This window comes from Capnocytophaga sp. oral taxon 864 (assembly GCF_002998835.1).
GTDB classification, from domain to species: domain Bacteria; phylum Bacteroidota; class Bacteroidia; order Flavobacteriales; family Flavobacteriaceae; genus Capnocytophaga; species Capnocytophaga ochracea.
Genome location: NZ_CP027232.1, coordinates 475596 through 494775 on the forward strand (window position 1 = coordinate 475596; position 19180 = coordinate 494775).

General features: G+C 36.1%; 22 protein-coding genes. 3 read left to right on the forward strand and 19 right to left on the reverse strand.

Annotated elements, in window-relative coordinates; genetic code table 11:
• Positions 1 to 73: 73 nt before the first annotated feature.
• From recG to C3V44_RS02305, 16 genes are all read right to left on the reverse strand, one after another.
• The gene (gene recG, locus C3V44_RS02220; RefSeq protein WP_106095372.1) at positions 74 to 2188 is read right to left on the reverse strand and encodes an ATP-dependent DNA helicase RecG; all 2115 of its coding nucleotides are present in this window, start codon (positions 2186 to 2188) and stop codon (positions 74 to 76) included.
• Positions 2189 to 2256: 68 nt separating this feature from the next.
• A complete protein-coding gene (locus C3V44_RS02225) occupies positions 2257 to 2667 on the reverse strand; it encodes a HEAT repeat domain-containing protein (protein WP_106096612.1) in 411 nt (136 codons plus the stop codon).
• Positions 2664 to 2786, reverse strand: coding sequence for an RHS domain-containing protein (locus tag C3V44_RS02230; protein ID WP_371411832.1), 123 nt, complete (start codon positions 2784 to 2786; stop codon positions 2664 to 2666). The genes C3V44_RS02225 and C3V44_RS02230 overlap by 4 nt, the downstream gene beginning before the upstream one ends.
• Positions 2787 to 2896: 110 nt before the next feature.
• The gene (locus tag C3V44_RS02235) at positions 2897 to 3583 is read right to left on the reverse strand and encodes a hypothetical protein (RefSeq protein WP_106095373.1); all 687 of its coding nucleotides are present in this window, start codon (positions 3581 to 3583) and stop codon (positions 2897 to 2899) included.
• A 692-nt stretch (positions 3584 to 4275) separates the two neighbouring features.
• Positions 4276 to 4608, reverse strand: coding sequence for a hypothetical protein (locus C3V44_RS02240; protein WP_106095374.1), 333 nt, complete (start codon positions 4606 to 4608; stop codon positions 4276 to 4278).
• A gap of 48 nt (positions 4609 to 4656) precedes the next feature.
• Entirely contained in the window at positions 4657 to 5106 is a 450-nt protein-coding gene (locus C3V44_RS02245) for a hypothetical protein (protein ID WP_106095375.1), read from the reverse strand.
• Positions 5107 to 5214: 108 nt separating this feature from the next.
• Positions 5215 to 5574 carry a hypothetical protein gene (locus tag C3V44_RS02250; protein WP_002672079.1) on the reverse strand — a complete coding sequence of 120 codons (360 nt, stop codon included), beginning with the start codon at positions 5572 to 5574 and terminating at the stop codon, positions 5215 to 5217.
• Between the two features lie 11 nt (positions 5575 to 5585).
• The gene (locus C3V44_RS02255) at positions 5586 to 5906 is read right to left on the reverse strand and encodes a hypothetical protein (protein WP_106095376.1); all 321 of its coding nucleotides are present in this window, start codon (positions 5904 to 5906) and stop codon (positions 5586 to 5588) included.
• Positions 5907 to 6193: 287 nt separating this feature from the next.
• On the reverse strand, positions 6194 to 7249 hold the full coding sequence (locus tag C3V44_RS02265; protein ID WP_106095378.1) for a glutaminyl-peptide cyclotransferase: 1056 nt from the start codon (positions 7247 to 7249) through the stop codon (positions 6194 to 6196).
• 1 nt (position 7250) lies between these two features.
• A complete protein-coding gene (gene truB, locus C3V44_RS02270; RefSeq protein WP_106095379.1) occupies positions 7251 to 8927 on the reverse strand; it encodes a tRNA pseudouridine(55) synthase TruB in 1677 nt (558 codons plus the stop codon).
• A 5-nt stretch (positions 8928 to 8932) separates the two neighbouring features.
• Positions 8933 to 9583 carry an epoxyqueuosine reductase QueH gene (locus C3V44_RS02275; RefSeq protein ID WP_015782970.1) on the reverse strand — a complete coding sequence of 217 codons (651 nt, stop codon included), beginning with the start codon at positions 9581 to 9583 and terminating at the stop codon, positions 8933 to 8935.
• Between the two features lie 55 nt (positions 9584 to 9638).
• Complete coding sequence (locus tag C3V44_RS02280; protein ID WP_106095380.1) at positions 9639 to 10085, reverse strand: GNAT family N-acetyltransferase; 447 nt, start codon at positions 10083 to 10085, stop codon at positions 9639 to 9641.
• A gap of 156 nt (positions 10086 to 10241) precedes the next feature.
• Positions 10242 to 11057 (reverse strand): orotidine-5'-phosphate decarboxylase, encoded by an 816-nt coding sequence (gene pyrF, locus C3V44_RS02285; RefSeq protein WP_106095381.1) that lies wholly within the window; start codon positions 11055 to 11057, stop codon positions 10242 to 10244.
• A complete protein-coding gene (locus tag C3V44_RS02290; protein WP_002672069.1) occupies positions 11047 to 11286 on the reverse strand; it encodes a hypothetical protein in 240 nt (79 codons plus the stop codon). The genes pyrF and C3V44_RS02290 overlap by 11 nt, the downstream gene beginning before the upstream one ends.
• Entirely contained in the window at positions 11283 to 11972 is a 690-nt protein-coding gene (locus C3V44_RS02295) for a Sir2 family NAD-dependent protein deacetylase (protein WP_106095382.1), read from the reverse strand. The genes C3V44_RS02290 and C3V44_RS02295 overlap by 4 nt, the downstream gene beginning before the upstream one ends.
• 375 nt (positions 11973 to 12347) lie before the next feature.
• Complete coding sequence (locus tag C3V44_RS02305) at positions 12348 to 12626, reverse strand: HU family DNA-binding protein (RefSeq protein ID WP_002672062.1); 279 nt, start codon at positions 12624 to 12626, stop codon at positions 12348 to 12350.
• Positions 12627 to 12824: 198 nt separating this feature from the next.
• Between C3V44_RS02305 and C3V44_RS02310 the strand changes: the two genes are divergently transcribed.
• Positions 12825 to 13766: a transcription antitermination protein NusB gene (locus C3V44_RS02310; protein WP_106095384.1), complete on the forward strand. Its 942-nt coding sequence runs from the start codon at positions 12825 to 12827 to the stop codon at positions 13764 to 13766.
• Positions 13767 to 13841: 75 nt separating this feature from the next.
• Entirely contained in the window at positions 13842 to 14150 is a 309-nt protein-coding gene (gene yajC / locus C3V44_RS02315; protein WP_002672058.1) for a preprotein translocase subunit YajC, read from the forward strand.
• Between the two features lie 77 nt (positions 14151 to 14227).
• Here the strand turns inward: yajC and C3V44_RS02320 are convergent, their stop codons facing one another.
• Positions 14228 to 14917, reverse strand: coding sequence for a PAS domain-containing protein (locus C3V44_RS02320; protein WP_009419714.1), 690 nt, complete (start codon positions 14915 to 14917; stop codon positions 14228 to 14230).
• Between the two features lie 371 nt (positions 14918 to 15288).
• On the opposite strand from C3V44_RS02320, the gene C3V44_RS02325 reads away from it, so the two are divergent.
• On the forward strand, positions 15289 to 16944 hold the full coding sequence (locus tag C3V44_RS02325; RefSeq protein WP_002672050.1) for a ribonucleoside-diphosphate reductase subunit alpha: 1656 nt from the start codon (positions 15289 to 15291) through the stop codon (positions 16942 to 16944).
• A gap of 103 nt (positions 16945 to 17047) precedes the next feature.
• Here the strand turns inward: C3V44_RS02325 and serC are convergent, their stop codons facing one another.
• Together serC and C3V44_RS02335 are read right to left on the reverse strand one after the other, a co-directional pair.
• Positions 17048 to 18109 carry a 3-phosphoserine/phosphohydroxythreonine transaminase gene (serC, locus tag C3V44_RS02330; RefSeq protein WP_106095385.1) on the reverse strand — a complete coding sequence of 354 codons (1062 nt, stop codon included), beginning with the start codon at positions 18107 to 18109 and terminating at the stop codon, positions 17048 to 17050.
• A complete protein-coding gene (locus tag C3V44_RS02335) occupies positions 18096 to 19061 on the reverse strand; it encodes a D-2-hydroxyacid dehydrogenase (protein ID WP_009419717.1) in 966 nt (321 codons plus the stop codon). The genes serC and C3V44_RS02335 overlap by 14 nt, the downstream gene beginning before the upstream one ends.
• Positions 19062 to 19180 lie beyond the last annotated feature (119 nt).

Below are 19180 nucleotides of genomic sequence, written 5' to 3' on the forward strand. Positions count from 1 at the left end.
AACTCTCCAAATTTTTTGGTGAAAAAAAGTAGAAAAAGATTACAATGTAGTAAGTATCACCTCTTCAGCTCCTTTATGAAATGTATGTCCAGAGGTTCTTATAGCGTTGTAACTGATAGAGCGTGTGGGCTATACGTTGGTTTTGGGGCAACTCTAAATTGGGGTCGGCTTTCAGTAGATCGATAGCTTGAAAGCGGGCTGCTTTTAGTATATCTTGGTCTTTTACAAGGTCGGCTATTTTTAGAGCGAGCACTCCACTTTGTTGCGTACCCATTAGGTCACCAGGGCCACGCAATTTTAGGTCTACTTCAGCAATTTCAAAACCGTCGTTGGTGCGCACCATCGTTTCCATACGTGTACGAGTATCGTTACTCATTTTGTTGCCCGTAAGTAATATACAATAACTCTGTTCACTGCCACGACCTACACGTCCTCTCAACTGGTGAAGTTGTGAGAGTCCAAAGCGCTCGGCACTCTCAATTACCATTACGGAGGCATTGGGTACATTTACCCCCACTTCTATCACGGTGGTAGCCACCATTATTTGTGTTTCATTACGTAGGAAGCGCTCCATTTCAACATCTTTTTCAGCTGGTTTAAGTCTACCGTGTACCATAGAAACCTTATATTTTGGCAAAGGGAAGCTTGCCGTGATATAATCATAGCCTTCCGTAAGGTTCTTAAAATCTAACGCTTCCGATTCTTCTATAAGTGGATATACTACATAAGCTTGTCGTCCTTTATCTATCTCTTTTTTAATAAATTCATAAGTCTCTGCACGGTGGTTTTCAAACTGATGTAGAGTTTTAATAGGCTTACGTCCAGGGGGGAGTTCATCTATTATCGAAACATCTAAATCACCATATACACTCATCGCTAAAGTGCGTGGGATAGGGGTGGCGGTCATTACTAAGATATGAGGCGGAATAGTATTTTTATGCCATAACTTCGAGCGCTGTTCTACCCCAAATCGGTGTTGCTCATCGATAATGGCGAGTCCTAAGTTTCTGAACTGTACTTTGTTTTCCAAAAGAGCGTGAGTGCCTATAAGGATAGAAAGCTCTCCAGACTGTAATTGTTCGTCTAACATTTTGCGTTCTTTAGTTTTAGACGAACCTGTGAGTAGTGCTACAGTTACTCCTGTTTCTTTTAGTAGTTCACTAATGTTTTGGTAATGCTGATTGGCGAGAATTTCGGTAGGTGCCATCAAGCAGGCTTGACAACCATTATCTACTGCTAAAAGCATCGTCATTAGGGCTACGATGGTTTTACCAGAGCCTACATCGCCTTGCAACAAGCGGTTCATTTGGGCATTTGAGCCCACATCGGCGCGTATTTCTTTCAATACTCGTTTTTGGGCATCGGTAAGCGGAAAAGGCAAATGATGATTATAGAAGTTCATAAAAGCATCGCCTACATTCTTGAAAGGTTGTCCTTGGAACTTCTGTTTGTGCAGAAGATTCTTGCGTACCAACTGTACTTGTATGTAGAAAAGCTCTTCAAATTTGAGTCGTACAGAGGCTTTAGTAAGCAAAGTTTGATTTGTAGGGAAGTGGATATTGCGCATTGCCTCCTGCTTGGAGATGAGGTTCATAGAAGCGAGTATGTTATCCGGTAAATTCTCGGCAAAGCTATTGCCTATTTCTTCAAAAACTGTTTGTACTAATTGGCGCATCACTCTATTGGTAATGTTGCGTTTAGCTAATTTTTCGGTAGAAGGATATACGGGCTGAATACTGCTGTGTCCTGCCTTCTTGAATTCGCTGAGCAAGTCCATTTCGGGGTGAGGCATAGAGAAAGTGCCTCCAAAGAAATTCAGTTTGCCAAAAATCACATAAGGTTCGTTGATTTTTAGGGATTCACGCAACCATTTGAGTCCTTTGAACCACACGAGCTCCATAGCGCCCGTATCGTCTACAAAGGTAGCAACAAGACGAGTACCTTTTTGGTGAGCCGACTCTACTGTGCGTAAGTTTACTATCTTGCCTACGAGTTGCACCTCGGTATTATTGTTCTGCAATTCGTTGATTTTGTAAAACTTGGTACGGTCGATATACCTGTTGGGGAACAAGTTCAGCAAATCTTGATACTCATAGATACTGAGCTCTGTTTTCAGGAGTTCAGCCCGCTGATTGCCTACACCACGCAGGTAGTTGATGGGAGTATGTAGGATATTCTCTGGAATCATAAGAGCAAAAGTAATAAAAAAATACGAATGACAGTATATTGACCTTGATAAAACATCATTATATAATATTACAATGCACTATCTCTTAATTTTAAAATCCTCATCGCCTCTTTAGATATTTCATCATCCTTATCATTTACCATTTTTTTTAATAAATCAATTGGGATTCTCTTATTTCTAACAACAGCCATTCGGATTGAAAAGTCAGGGTCATTCATCAAAATCTCAAAAATATATCTATCATTTTTATTTTTCATTGCAACAGTAAATCGAACATCCGAATTTTTATCTTTACAAAGCAATTTTAATACATCAATGGGTATATATTTATTATGAACGAGCCACGCTTTCCTTTCAGGATAGTTTTGTATTATCTCAGAGATTACTTCGGAAGATAATTGCTCTATTTTGGTTCTATTATTATCTTCCAAATCATCACTATCTGCTAACTTTATATATTCTTTTATATTGTCAATCATATAATTATCCTCCACAAACTCTTTTTTCTTTTGTCGTAAATGTCATAATCGGCACTCCATACAAGTTCGCCATTGTCATCTATCGAACGTATAGGTCTACCTATATGGTCGGTTATTATGTTGTACTCTACTGGTTTTGTTGGTTACATCGCTTGTAAGCTGGCGTTGGATTTCTAAGGATTAGTTATTTGAACAACTAATCTGATACATTACCCTGATATATCATCTATTACAAGGTTATATCATTGAATTCTATGTATTTTTTCAAAGGCTTTATAATATCTTCTTGGTAATTTTCTGAATCTTGAAACTCCATAAACTTCCTCTCTTTCAAGTTATTTTTCACAAAAGGTACGATATAGTTCTCTATTTTATCCTCTTGATGTGTTAAAATTGCCACTACTATAGCCTTAATAAAATCACCATACCCCTTTAAACACTCCATATAAATAGGATTTTTAAAGTTTTCTATAAGCAAATTATAGTTACTAAGGTTTGGTACTATAAATTGGATATAATATTTCTCAATATCTCCAATTAGTCTGTCTGCAATATTTTTTTTATCCTCTCCATCCCAGAAAAAGTATCTATCATAATATTTTTCTTCAGGAATTTTATCCCAATCTATATGGAAAACTAATTGAGACAAAAGGCTATCATCGTATTTTTGTTTTCTACCTACAGAAATTAGTCTGGCTAAAAAAGGATTATATAGACTCATACTTACTTTGAGACAAAAGCTATTCTTTCCTTTTTTTCCTCCTAACAAACTCTCAAAATAAAACTCTATACCACAGTTGTTTTCTAACTCATAAAAGGTAATATCACCTTTTGATTTAATTTTTTGTATCTTCAAAGGTATTAAATCCTTTATTTTTTCGTTTAGATACTTAATTACATCCTTTTTTGTTTCCATATAAATTTTATTTTATTTAGCATTATATCTTTATACATTTTTTAGCTATAATGATTAGCTGTTTAATAGTGCTATTAATCCATATTTATCTATAATAACGTTTTTAATTTCCTCTTCAGTATCAAGGTTACCCTCCGAACCTCAATTTTACCCCTCCGGACTTCAATTCTACCCCTCCGGACTTCAATTTTACCCCTCCGGACTTCAATTTTACCCCTCCAGACTTCAATTTTACTCCTCCGAACCTCAATTTTACTCCTTCGGACTTCAATTCTACCTCTCCGAACCTCAAATGCACCACAACGGAGCATTACAGGACTGCAACGGAGCATTACAGGACTGCGACGGAGGGCTTCTGAAGTGGTAATTTGGTGTAAAATTATCCTATGGAAGACTAAAAAACACCTACGGAGGGCTAAAAATGAGGTTCGTACTACTAAAAAACTCCATCGGAGTTGTTTTATAGCGGTTCCGATGGAGAGTAAGAAAGAAAATACATACTTTACGTACGAATAATCGGTGGGGTTGCCTGATAATTGTCGTTATTGTGCATTAGCTTAGCATTGTAAACCCCTATGTTTAGCCTTTCTAAAACTGCGGTAGTGGTCGGAGATTATCGAATAATGTTTATTGCCTTGTGTTTTAGCGACAGAAACAAATTTTGGAAAACCTACGTCGTTATTTCACTTTAATTATATACTATTTTTTAATTTATTAAAATATTTTTCCAGCATTTTTACATTGTTTTTTCTATCAATTTTACCATCCGTTTTATCCGTATAAATAAACCATTTTTCTGCTAAATCATCAAATAGTTGTTTTCCTAAGTCTGTTAAATCGCTTTCCTTGATGATTGTATCAATATTCAAATCACCTTGTTCATCGAAGGGATTTTTCTGTAAGAGCTCTTTTTCACAAGAAAAACGGAGCAAATGAAAACATATAGTAAACATTGCTATCTTATCGTCTTTCATTGGATAAGCATTAATCATACTGCTAACATTTAATAATACTGTATCTTTCATATTTTATAATTTGTGTTGGAACAAAAGATATGATATATTATGCTGTTACTAACTTTTTGTGTAAAAGGATAATATATCACCATAGTTATGTGTGTTACTGATGCATTCTATAATTATATTTTTATTAGGGAATTTATGTTCAAAATAAATACTCCAAGAAAATTGTAAGAACTCACCAATGTTTTTAAATAATTTATCATCTGTAATATCAGTACAATGAGCAAATAAATCATATAAATATAATTTATTTATCTCAAATTCTATTTCACTACTATTGTTATATTTCTTTTTGAGATTCTCATAGAGAAAATAATCATAATTATCCTTTAATAAAATACAGTTCTCAATTTCTATAATCTCAGGAAATAGCAATTTACCTATAATCAAAATATCATCAGGATGAATATTAAAACTTATATATTGATATATGTCAATATTATCTTTCTGAGACCATCTGTTTTTCCATTCTATATACTTACCTATCTCTTCCAAATTCATATATTAAATATTTCGGGGGATTTCTTCCTTTATCAATTTCTAAACGCTTAGTTCTATTGTTTATAATTAAAGTTGGAGTACCTTCTTCATTTATTTATAGGTTTAAAATTAATCATCATTAAACCGCCCACATTCAAGAACAACATCTTTAATTTCATTTGATTCAATAAGAAAATCTAATTGTTCTAAAGAAATATCTAAAGGAAATTTTCTATTGCTTTTAATATAATTCTGCAATAAACTTACTATAATATCAAATTGAGTTAGAGACATAAAAACAATAATAGTACTATCTTTTATAACTATTTTTGATTCTTCGGACTGTACAATTTGCAAACTTGTTCCATTACGAGAGATAAAGCTACTATTTTTTGATGTAAATAATTTGTAAAAAGCCTCTATATCTTCTTCATTTATGGATATGATTAAAACATCTTTGTAAGTATTTATTGTTATTATATCTTTCATTTTCTCTGTTTTTATAATGTTTTATCATCAGTTATAATGATACCCGATATACCAACAGAAGGATTTAAATAATAAATAATCAGATGGTTGTTACGATTATTATGATAGTTTGATAAAAAGGGATAATCTTTAAGCAATATTTTTGGAACATTATTCATTGTGTATATTTCTATATCGAATAATACATTTTGGTCAGAAAAGAAGTTTAGTTCAAATTGAATGATATTATTGAAGCTCAAATCTCCCTTATCAGCAAAGTAAAAAGTTAATTTTTTCTTTTCCTTATCATAAAAAACTCCTGTAATTTCCTTATCGTGATAATCATTCTTCATAGTTGCTATTTTTTATTCTTTTACATTTGTTTTTAGTAATCTCCGTTTCGAGCTTTTTATCAGTATTACCTCAATCTCAGTCCCTGCAAATATGCCATCTTCATTTCTCCCGCTCCGACAAACTCCTTATTCGGTCTTTTTGAAACGGTTTGCCCTTTTTGTGCTACCTTAAATCCGTGCAGGATTAATACCTCTGCTATCTCGTTACATCCCTTTAAAAATATTTCTCTCGGTTTCTTACTCATAAAATGGTCTCTCCTTATAGTTGAATATATGAATAATTTATGTTACTTATTATTTGCTTCTATAAAAACTACCTCAAATATCTTACTCCAATTCTTACCCGTGATGAAGAACGTACTACGCCTAGCGTGATAAGCAATGCCATTAAGAACATCTAAATCAGGAGTTTGTTCTACTTTTTCTTTTAATCCTCGTACATCTACAACGCCTTCTATAGCACCATTATTGGGGTTGATAATCATAATACCATCTTTTAGATAAGTATTAGCATATATTTTCCCGTCTACAAATTCTAATTCGTTAGCATTGGTAAAAATAGATTTATTAGTACATAGCTGTAAACTGTCTACTTCTTCAAAAGTGTTAGGATTGAGTATCCAAATCTTTTCTGAACCATCACTTTTGTAAAGTTTATCACTACCGTTATGACAGAGCCCCCAACCTTCTTTGCTTTTATTGTAAGAGAATGTTTTTAACAGTTTTAGCTGAGTATCATATACGAATCCTATATTTTCTCTCCAAGTGAGTTGGATAATTTTATCTCTAAAAACGGTAGCTCCTTCACCAAAATACATTGCTTGTAGAGGTACATTTTTGTACATTTCGCCCGTAAAAGGATTCCATTTGCGTATGGAAGATTCTCGGTATTGCCCTGTGCTTTCTACTAAAGTATCACCTATAAATTCTAAACCTTGGGTATAAGCCTGTTTGTCGTGGGGATATTCATTTAGTATTTTATAAGTATACAATTTAGGAGCTTGTCCTGCCAAAAGTAAAATTTCTTTTCGTACTTTATAAACTTCTCCTTTATCAGTATATACAGTTACTTCTAAAGGCTGTTTACCTAACATTAGGTTTTCAAGTACTATGTTCTCATTAGTAACAACAAGCTCTTGGTGATGAAACTGATAGCTAATCTTTACTATTTTACCTTCAAACTTAGGATTCACAACTTTTATCTGTAAAGTTTCTCCTATGTGGTATTCCTTCTTTTTAGGATACAGTTCTATATTGAAAGCGTCTTGCTTAGGTGGATTTACATTTTTGCAAGCTCCTATTAATAAAAAGCTTAATATGCAAATTAACTGTTGTAATTTCATTCTATCGTTTACTTTGAAAAATATAAGTAATAGTTCCTGTTTGCTCTTTTTTGCCTGTTACAGCGTTAAATCTGGCTCTGCTAGCATATAGTAATGAGTTTTCTATAAGGCAATCATCATTGGTAGTTGAATTCATTTTGTCAAGAGCTGTTCTAATAACTCTTCCTGCTTCATCAACTGTAATAATAATCACTACTTGCCCTTCTTTTTCACAAGTAAATACAGGGTTAGGTATATTTCCTGTCCTGCCAGATAAGGCATATTTTACTAAAGTATTCTTATTTACTTTATTATCAGATGAAATTTTAGTTGTTTTTTGAAGAGTATTATCGTCCGATATTACTAAGTTAGACGACATTTTATTATTACTCACCAATTCTTCTTTAGCACTTTCCATCTCTTTAGAAGCACGCTCTGCCATTATTTCGTCTAAAGTTTTAAAATTCTCAGTATGACGTAAGTCAGCATCGGCTTGATTATAAGCATTAGTAGTCAGTTTCGCATTCATAGCTTGAGAAAGATCAGGCGCTTCAGTTTGTTTCTCTAATTTTGGAGGTTCATAAGGTAAATCATCTGGAGTGAGTGCCATTTCAATCATTATTTCTTTCTCTCTACTGCTAAGTTGTATCACCATAAGGGTTACTATCGTACCGAAAAGTATCAGTAAAGTAAGCATAATTGCCTTATCAGTATTTGAAAACATCGATAGAAAGTAGCGAAACTCATATTTGATTCCTGAGGTCTTTTTTTTCTTTTTTCGAGGAAAAATGGCTTCTATATTAAGGTCGGAAGAGTGTTGTTGTTTTTGTTGTTTATTAAGGCGTTCTCGCTCTCGCTCTTCATACACATCATTAATAGACTTTTTCCTATTGTTTTGTGTGTTCAAAGTAGATTCTTTTCGAGCGAAATGGTCATTAAGAGTTGTTTTATTCTTATCGATAAATCGCTCGAATACAGTAGTGAGAATAATAGGTTTTGTTTGCATTTTTGGAATATGTATGTTTATAAATTCATCAGGCGTTAAGGCATCATTCACCGAGAAATCACCTATCTTAGTACGTCGCAATGCAGATAGATAGCCACCAGACCCTAAGGCTTTACCAAAGTCGTTTGCCAAGGAGCGTATGTAGGTGCCTTTGCTACATACCACCTCAAAGTGCAATTTAGGAAACTGACTTGCATCTATATTGAAACTGTGAATATAGATAGTGCGCTGAGGAACTTCTATTTCTTTCCCGTCGCGGGCAAATTCGTAGAGCCGTTTGCCTTCTTTCTTGATAGCCGAAAATACAGGAGGCGTTTGCGTGAGCTCCCCTATAAACTGCATTCGCACTTGTTCTATCAGTTCAGGAGTGATATGGTCAGTAGGGTAGTGGGCATTAATTTCGGTTTCCTTATCGTAGGAAGGAGTCGTAGCCCCTACGGTGATAGTACCTGTATAAGTTTTTACAGCGTCTTGTATTTCGGTAATCTTCTTAGTAAATTTGCCCGTACAAATCACCAATAAACCAGAGGCAAGCGGGTCTAATGTTCCTGCGTGCCCTATCTTTATCTTCTTGAGCTTATAGTGTTTGAGTATTGCCCATTTGATTTTGTTCACCGCTTGAAACGACGACCAATGCAGGGGCTTATCGATAAGCAAGATACGACCTTCTCTAAGTTCTTCTGGAGTTATCATACTATTCACTTTTCTCTTCCGTAGTATTTTTCCCCTATTCGTATTTTCTCTCTTCCGTTGGCTACTCGCCATTTGTTAGCATCGCGCAACGAAAAAGCACAACCGCAGTACTCTTGTTGGTAGAACTTCTCGTTTTTACAGATTTCCATATTGCAGGCAGCACCTCCGTTTTTGCGCCAATTGTAGTCCCAATAGGTAAGTCCCTCGTACTTATTGGCAGCATTTTTGCCTGCCTCATTCACTTGGTTGAGGTCTTTCCAACGCGAGATGCCCAGTGAGGTTGCAATGGTATCGAAACCGTTTTCGTAAGCATATAAAGCCGTACGCTCCATACGCATATCAAAGCACATTGCACAACGGCTACCGCGTTCGGGTTCAAATTCCATACCTTTAGCACGCGTATACCAGTTATCGGTGTCGTATTCGGCATCTACAATAGGTACGCCACACTTTTCGGCAAAGCGTATATTTTCCTCTTTGCGAATTTCGTATTCTTTTTGAGGGTGAATATTAGGGTTGTAAAAAAATATAGTAAACTCTATCCCCGATGCCTGAATAGATAGTATAATAGAGCCCGAGCAAGGCGCACAACAAGTGTGTAACAAGAGCTTTTTGCCATTATTGGGCAATACGAGATTCTTGTGGACTAATTCCATAGTATTTTTATTGTTTCCTTATCAGAGGGCAAAAATACAAAGAAATAGTAATATATCAAGACTCTGGTGGGTACATTTGTTTGAGAGCGTTCACATATACCTCTGCACCTTTACGTTTAAAGCCTTCATTTTCATAGAGCTTAATAGCAGCTTCATTAGTAGGCGAGGTAAAGAGCAATATTTCTCCCAAGCCCAATTCTTTGCCTTTGTCGATAAGAAGTTGAATGAGCTGAGTGCCTATTTTTTTACCACGTGCCATCTCGTCTACCACCACATCTTCTATCCAACCTTTATAGCCCGAAATCACTCTGTAGATAGCCATAGAAGCCATTCCGTGTAGGCGACCGTCTTCTATATAACCTACTACATAAGGTGCTTTAGTTTTGTCTTGAAAAAGGTCAGATAGTCGTTGTTGGTAGCGCCTGCTCAACAGTGAAAAAAGTCTGTGAGCGTCATCTTCAATGGTTGGTGTAATGTTGCTTTTATTTAAAAATGTAATCATATTATTTAGTTGTTAGTCATTAGTTTACTAGTTCTTAATCACCATATTCTGTCAAAGTTTTAAACTTATACAAAGTTGATATACCTATTACTTCTCACACTTGTCATTTCTCTTGCTCCTTTTCATTACTACTCATTTACCACTTATCATTAACCATTAATCATTAAGCATTAATTTCATCTTCTGTTGTAATTCCTCAGCTTTTTCACCTGCTACTTTGGCAAAGTCTTCACCCTTAGAAGCGTAAATAATGCCTCTTGACGAGTTGATAAGCAGTCCGTAGTGGTCGTTCAAACCATACTTACATACCTCTTCCAAGCTACCTCCCTGAGCACCTATTCCTGGTACTAACAGGAAATGTTCAGGTATAATTTTGCGTATTTCCTTTAGGTATTCCGCCTTGGTCGCGCCTACTACGTACATCAGGTTTTGGCTGTTTTGCCAAGTGAGCGAGGTACGTAATACCTTTTTGTACAGCTCTTCATCGTTGAGTTTTTGCGTTTGGAAGTCGAAAGCTCCTTCATTAGAAGTTAGTGCTAAGAGAATGGTGTGTTTGTTCTCAAAAGCTAAAAAAGGCTCTACCGAATCCCTTCCCATATAGGGGACTACTGTCACGCTATCGAATTGCATATCTTCAAAAAAAGCTTTGGCATACATACTTGAAGTGTTGCCTATATCCCCGCGTTTGGCATCGGCAATAGTGAAAATCTCAGGGTGGTGACGGTTTAGGTAGTCAATCGTCTTTTTTAAGGCGCGCCAACCTTTTTCGCCGTGTGCTTCGTAGAAAGCTGTATTGGGTTTGTAGGCTACCGCAAAAGCGTGGGTAGCCTCTATAATCGCCTTGTTGAACGCGAACAGCGGGTCTTCCTCTTCAAGCAAGTGAGGAGGAATTTTAGTCATATCGGTATCCAAGCCCACACATAACAGCGATTGTTTAGCTTCGATTTGCTGTATGAGTTGCTTAGTAGTCATTTTCTTCTATACGGGCGATTTCTCGTTCGTAGAAAGCGATAGCTTCTTCTATAAGGTTCTCGCTTTCAGCCTCTAACTCTTTGGTGTCTTCTTCGTCGAACTCTTCGAGCCATTCTACTTCATCGTTGTCTAAGTTCAGCACGAAGCGCGGATACTCTAAATGCACCACGAACATAGCGTCGGGCATATCGGTGTTGTCACCTAAAATAAATTTTGGGAAGTTACTCATTTCAATTCTTTTATTAGTTCAATAGCTTTAGCTACCCCTGTTGAAGCAACGTCTTTAATTACAGTGATTTTATCTTTACTACTGATGCTTGGACGTGGGTCTATATAATATATAGGTGTATCTTTCTTGGCACAGTTCATCAATCCAGCAGCGGGATACACTTGTAATGAAGTACCTACAATAATCACTATATCGGCAGTTTCTACCTCTTCGGCAGCCTTTACAATCATTGGTACATCTTCGCCAAACCACACGATGTGAGGTCGTAATTGTGCTCCACTGGGGCTCAGGTCGCCCACTTTAATGTCGTCAGTACAGTCGTAGAGCGTATAGGGGTCATCTACTCCTCTCATTTTTAGCAGTTCGCCGTGTAAGTGAATAATGTGATGGCTACCCGCACGTTCGTGCAAGTCATCTACATTTTGAGTGATGATTACCACGTCGTACTCTTTTTCCAACTCGGCTAATAATAAGTGAGCGAGGTTAGGTTGCACATTTTTCACCTGTTTGCGCAAGCCGTTGTAGAAGTTCAATACAAGTTCAGGGTCTTTCTCAAAACCATAAGGTGTTGCCACTTGTTCTATATCGTGACCTTCCCATAAGCCATCGGCATCTCGGAAAGTTTTCACACCACTTTCAGCGCTAATCCCTGCCCCTGTGAGGACTACTATTTTCTTCTTTTTCATATTGGTAATGTTAGTTATAGTCTTGTCAGAAAATTAATTTGCGCTTTCGTGCGCTTTGCACCTTGCTAAAGTTTCTAATAGCCCGTCGTGCTACGACTTGCCTGTTGTGCTACGACTTTTAGCAAAGTAGAAGTCTACCAATTCCCTTCTTTTTATCTCTACTTTAGCATCAACTTAACTTCACTTTTCCTTCGTTCATTGTTCGTCTTTTGTTCGTCTTTTGTTCGTCTTTCCTATAAGCTTTCTATAAGCTTCTCCCAAATTAACCATTAATCGTTAACCATTAATCATTAAATAAGGTTTCTATGCTAATTAACTCATCTACTAATAAATAAAAAAAGTCCCTTTCAACTGAAAGGGACTTTTTTACTGCAATTACTTTTTGTTTACTGCTTCAGATAATTCAGCCCCTGCTTTGAATTTTACAACTTTCTTAGCAGGTACTTTAATTACTGCACCAGTACGAGGGTTGCGAGCCTCTCTGGCTTCTTTTTTAGCAACTGACCAAGAACCGAATCCTACGACAGCTACTTTGTCACCTTTTTTTAGAGCCTTTTCAACACTTGAAAAGAACGCTTCAACAGCTTTTTTAGAGTCGGTTTTTGTAAGTCCAGACCCTGCTGCAATTGCATCAATTAATTCTGATTTGTTCATATGATAACTTATAAATACAGTTAATAAGGACAAAGGTAGTAATATATTTCATCATAGCAAGTATAAAACAAGAAAAAATGCGATTTTTAGTAAAAAATTAACATTTTAGGTGCTTTTTTAGCGCTTTTTTTTGGCTCGTTAAACCTTTTTTTCTACTTTTGCACTCTCAAAATAAAGTTAAGAAAGTTCTTACAAATTATGCTTACAAGACGACATATTAGGGCAAAAGTAATGCAATCAATTTATGCAATGCGTCAGAGCCAAAGTCAGGATTTAGACAAAGAATTGAAGTTCTTGCAAAACAGTGCTGATGAAATGCGACACCTATATTTATTAATATTATCACTTTTCATTGAACTGCATTCTTTGGCAACTCATCAACACAAAGTAGCTCAGAAAAAATATTTGGCTACTACTGAAGAAAGAACAGTACATCAAAAATTCTCTGAAAACCTTTTGCTCTTAGCCATCGTTCATAATACATTATTACAAGAAGCCATTGCTGATGCACGTATAAATCATTGGGAAATACACGAAGAGTATGTGCGTACTATATATAAAAGCATTATAGAAAGTGAGTTTTATAAGAAATACAGCAAACAAAAGAGCAGTTTTGAAGCTGATAAATCTTTTTTAATGACTATTTTTGAAGAAATTATAGCTCCCGATGAGACAATATATGAATATATTGAAGATTATAATCTCACTTGGGTAGATGATTATCCCATTGTAAATACCTATATAAGTAGGTTATTTAGAGAAGTGCACCCCACCTCACCTGATAAATATTTTGTTCCTTCACTTTATAAAGATGAAGAAGAAAAAGATTTTCTTACAGGTTTACTAAAAAAAGCAGTGCTCAATGATAGTAAATGGGAGAATGAAATTATTAGTAGAATGACGGGTTGGGAGAAAGATCGTGTAGCTGTAATAGATAGTATATTGTTAAAAATGGCTGTTTGTGAAATGCTTAGTTTTCCTAGTATTCCAGTGAAAGTAACACTTAATGAATATTTAGAACTTGCCAAGGAATATTCTACTACTAAAAGTAGTGCGTTTATTAATGGTGTAATGAAAAATGTACATAAAGAACTCGAAGAAAAACAACAAATAAAAAAGATAGGAAGAGGACTTTTATAATTGAAAGCCCAAAGCTAAAAGTTCCTAATTACAATTTTCTAAAATAACTAAAAACTAATAATTAAATTAATAAATATGCAACAATTGATGAACAGTGGTTTACTACCTCTTATATTGATAATCCTAGTATTCTACTTTTTTATGATTCGTCCGCAAGTAAGACGACAAAAACAAGAAAAAAACTTTATTGAAGGAATGAAAAGAGGCGATAAAGTAATTACTAAAAGTGGTATGCACGGACGCATTGTAGAACTTACTGATGATACTTGTGTCTTAGAAACACTTTCAGGAAAAATCAAATTTGAACGTTCTGCTATTTCTATGGAACTGTCAGCTAAATTAAAAGACGATAAGAAAGAAATTCAAGACAAGAAAGAATCGTAGTCATAGAAAGAACCAAAGAGGAGAGCGTATCTATTGCAATAGATACGCTCTCCTCTTATTGTGATATTTGCAAAATTCTAATTCGTAGAAAATAATTTTGCAAAGAAACTCTTGCGTTGCATCATAGTTTCTTCTTCGTGATGTTCTTCACTAAATATATCATCAGAAATTTCATAGTCTCCAATGTTAGTATCAGTGTGAGGCATATTAGGGATAGGATCAAAGTGAATTTCTCGCTTGCTTTCGTCCATAATATCCATAATATATTCAATATATGATTTGCCTTGTTTTTCTAAAAAGCCCTTAAAATAACGATTACTGAGCTCCATATCTCCTATTTTTTCAAGTTTAAGGAGCGTTTGATATAAAGGCTCAATATGCTCTGTAATTACATACTTAGGTACTGAATGCTGACGCGCCATAATAGTAACAACATCCCCAATAATATTCCTGCCTACTTCAAAATCGGTAATTACCCAATAATACTTACCCGATTTAGCTAAGTTTTTAATAATAGCGTGAAAGTTCCTCCCCGCCAAAATATTATCCCAAGTAATCTTAAATATGATTTTAGGCATATCGGGGTGACGAATGATGCTATGTGGTTTTCCTAATAATTCAACCGCAGGATAACCACAAACGTCTATAAATGTTTGATTTACGTCAGTAATAGCACCCAACTTATCAGTAGTACTGATAATAGTTTTTGTTTTATCCCACACTACTTCTTCATCAATAGGTATAGGTCTAGTAATTAGTTCTGACATAAGATTTCCTTTTATACTTAACGCTACAAAAGTACAAAAGTTATCTGAAAGAACAAAATATTTTAGATAAAATCGTATTACTATTTTGTTTTAAATATAACAATTCTTTTTAACACGTTGATTTGTAGTAATTAACAGCTATATTTCTACTCTTCTATATCTTCTTATTTTTAATAGTTTTTGCTTTCCCATACATTTAATTTTTATTATTTTAGCTATTCAAGTAATATAAAAGTATAACTGTATGTTAAAAAATTATCCTAAGAGGCTGATTTTGCTATATTGTTAAAAACTTTGTTAATAACTTATTTTGGATAGAGGGTGAAATTAGAATATAAAGCTGTTACTTTGCACCCCGAAAATAAAAAGTTATGAACGAAGAAAAAGACATTTGGTGGCTCAATGAAGAGTCTGAACAAATCCTCAATAGAGGCTATTTACTAAAAGGAGAAAGCGTAGAAGGTGCGATAGACCGCATTACAAGTGCTGCTGCACATAGGCTTTATAAACCCGAATTACAGCCCGCTTTCAAAGAAATGATTACTAAAGGGTGGATTAGTTTCTCATCTCCTATTTGGGCAAATATGGGTACTGAAAGAGGTTTGCCTATTTCTTGTTTCAATGTGCACGTACCTGATAGCATCGAGGGGATTACTCATAAACTTGGAGAGGTGATTATGCAAACCAAAATAGGGGGAGGTACTTCTGGTTATTTTGGCGAATTGCGCAGTCGCGGTTCTGCAGTTACCGATAATGGTAAATCAAGTGGGGCAGTTAGTTTTATGAAGTTGTTCGATTCAGCTATGGACGTTGTATCACAAGGGGGAGTAAGGCGCGGTGCTTTTGCTGCTTATTTAGATATAGACCACCCCGATGCCGAAGAGTTTCTACAAATTAAAGATGTGGAATTTCCTATTCAGAATCTTTTCTTTGGTATTTGTGTACCTGATTATTGGATGCAAGAAATGATAGATGGTGATGTAGAAAAACGTCGCCTATGGGCTCGTGTCTTGGAGTCTCGCCAACAAAAAGGTTTACCTTACATTATCTTTACGGATAATGCCAATCGTAATCGTCCTCAAGTGTATAAAGATAAGGATATGCTCATCCGTTCAAGTAACTTGTGCAGTGAGATTATGTTACCTTCTAGTGAAGATGAATCGTTTATTTGCTGTCTTTCTTCTATGAACTTAGAGCTCTTTGATGAGTGGAAAGATACCAAAGCAGTAAAGTTAGCGGTATTCTTTTTAGATGCGGTACTTTCAGAGTTTATAGAAAAAACAAAAGGTAATTACTATTTACAGGCAGCTCGCAATTTTGCTATTCGTCACCGTGCTTTAGGTTTGGGTGTGTTAGGATATCATTCTTACTTACAACGTAATATGATACCTTTTGAGAGCTTTGAGGCGACTCAGTTCAATGCCCGCGCTTTTAGATACATTCGTGAAGAAGCTGATAAGGCAACTAAAGAGTTAGCTCATATTTATGGAGAACCAGAAATTTTAAAAGGATATGGTAGACGAAATACTACCACTATGGCAATCGCTCCTACCACTTCCAGCTCGGCTATTTTAGGACAGGTATCACCAGGTATCGAGCCTTATTCGAGCAATTACTATAAAGTAGGGCTTTCTAAAGGGAACTTTATGCGCAAAAATAAGTATCTCACCCAACTTTTGGAGGAAAAAGGTCTTAATAATGAAGAGGTATGGCGTTCTATTCGTTTGAATAATGGCTCTGTACAACACTTGCAAGAGTTATCTCAATTAGAGAAGAATGTGTTTAAAACTTTTAAAGAGATTTCACCGATGGAAATTATATCACAAGCGGCACAGCGTCAAGCATACATTGATCAAACGCAGAGTTTGAACTTAAATATTCCTTCAGCAATGCCTATTCGCGATGTGAATAAAGTGCTTATTGAGGCTTGGAAATTAGGAGTTAAAAGTTTGTACTATCAGCGCAGTCAATCAGTAGCAAAAGAAATGATGATGAATTTTGTAAACTGTAGTAGTTGCGAAGCTTAATACATTTGATTATAAAGTCTTAGAGATTAAATAACATATTGTATAATATAAAATAAGTCCGATATTTGTATCGGACTTATTTTGTTTTCCATATTATTCTTCTTTACGCGGTGCGTTCAAATTCTTTAAGTACATCTACTAATACTTGTACACTTTCTAAAGGCAAAGCGTTGTAGATAGAAGCACGATAACCTCCCACACTGCGGTGTCCTTTTATTCCACTGATATTGGCTTCTTTACACAAAGCGTCAAAGCGTTCTTTGGTGCTTTCATCGGTGAGGTTGAACACTACATTCATTAGGGAGCGGTCTTCTTTATTAGCATACCCTACTACTAACGGATTGCGGTCGATTTCTCCGTAAAGCAAATCGGCTTTAGCTCGGTTGCGTTTGCCTAAAGCTTGCAATCCACCTTGTGCTTGTATCCATTCGAGTACTAAAAGGTTTACATATACTGCAAAAGTAGAAGGCGTGTTGAACATACTATCGTTTTTAATATGCAACTGATAGTCCATCATCGAAGGCAGTTTCCGACTTACCTTGCCCAATAAATCCTTTTTCACAATCACTAAGGTAGAGCCTGAAGCTCCTAAATTCTTCTGTGAACCCGCATAAATCAAACTAAACTGCTTGTAATCTAACGGACGTGAGAAAATATCAGAACTCATATCGGCTACCAAAGGGACGCTCGTTTGAGGTAAACTGTGGTACTCGGTACCGTAAATCGTATTATTGGTAGTGATGTGCAGATAATCGATATCAGTAGGGACAGTCACATTTTTTGGAATATACTTATACCCATCGGCTTTAGAAGAGGCTATCACTTCGGTATTGCCAAAGAGAGCAGCTTCCTTTTGTGCTTTGTTAGCCCAAGTACCTGTATCTATATAAGCAGCTTTGGTTTCGAGGAGGTTGTAAGGCACCATCAGGAATTGCATACTAGCTCCTCCTTGCAAGAAGAGTGTAGTGTACGAATCGTCCAATCCAGCGATTTCCAATGCCAATGCACGAGCGCGTTCTATCACGCGTACAAACTCTGGACTGCGGTGTGATATTTCTATTACCGATAAGCCAGTCCCCTCAAAATCTAATAAGGCTTTAGAGGCTTTTTGGAATACCTCAGGTGCTAAGATAGAGGGGCCTGCGCTAAAATTATGCTTTTTCATTTTCCTTATGCTCTGTTTTATATTTTACGATAAAATCTTCTACTTGGCGTTTCAAGATACGCCACAACTTATCTTGTGCGTATTCGCTCGCCCAAGCCACGTGAGGAGTGTAAATCACACGAGGGTGGTTGGCTATTTTTAGTAGAGGGTCATTAGCCATTGGCGGTTCTTCTTCAAACACATCGGTAGCAAAGCCCATTATACGATTGCTTTCTATAGCTTCATATACCGCCTGAGGGTCTACTATAGCCCCACGAGCCATATTGATAATTAATGGTTTTTTACGCAATTTAGAGATGAAATCTTCATCTACTAAATGCTTAGTCTCAGGAGTAAGCGGACAGTTAAGCGAGATGATATCACTCTGTGCCAATACCTTATCGAATTCAGTATATTCTTTACTACGTGGCGCTTTACCTTGGCGTTCAGCCCATAGCACTTTCATACCAAAGGCTTCAGCTACTTTACTAATAGCTTTCCCTATGTTGCCTACCCCTATAATACCTAAGGTTTTGGTATGCAATTCAAACACCGGTGGTTCAGTAAGGCAAAAACGACCATCTTTTTCCCAAGTACCATCTTCTACACTTGTGTGATAGGTTTTTAGGGCACGCATAGCCGATAGTAACAACAAGAAGAAGTGTTCAGTTACACTTTCAGTAGAGTAACCCGCTACGTTTTTCACTTCTATACCCAAGGCTTTCGCAGCCTCTTTATCAATATTATCCATACCCGTAGCAGTAAGGTGAATGAGCTTAAGGTTAGGCAACTGCCTAAGGATACTCTCATCGAGTTTCACCTTGTTCACAATTGCTATATCAGCAGGTTTGAGACGTTGAACAATTTCATCGGGAGCTGTTTTTTGGAAGGCTACCCATTGGGCTATCCCTTTCGGGATATCCACATCTATGCGCTCAGAGAGCGTGTTGCGGTCTAAAAATACGGCTTTCATATAATATATTATTAATTCTTTTTTATCTACATAGTTAAGAGAGTAGGGGAGAGCCCTGCTCTTTTTGTTAGAGCGTATACCTTACATACTCTGCCCTCGCATACTTTACTGTATATAAT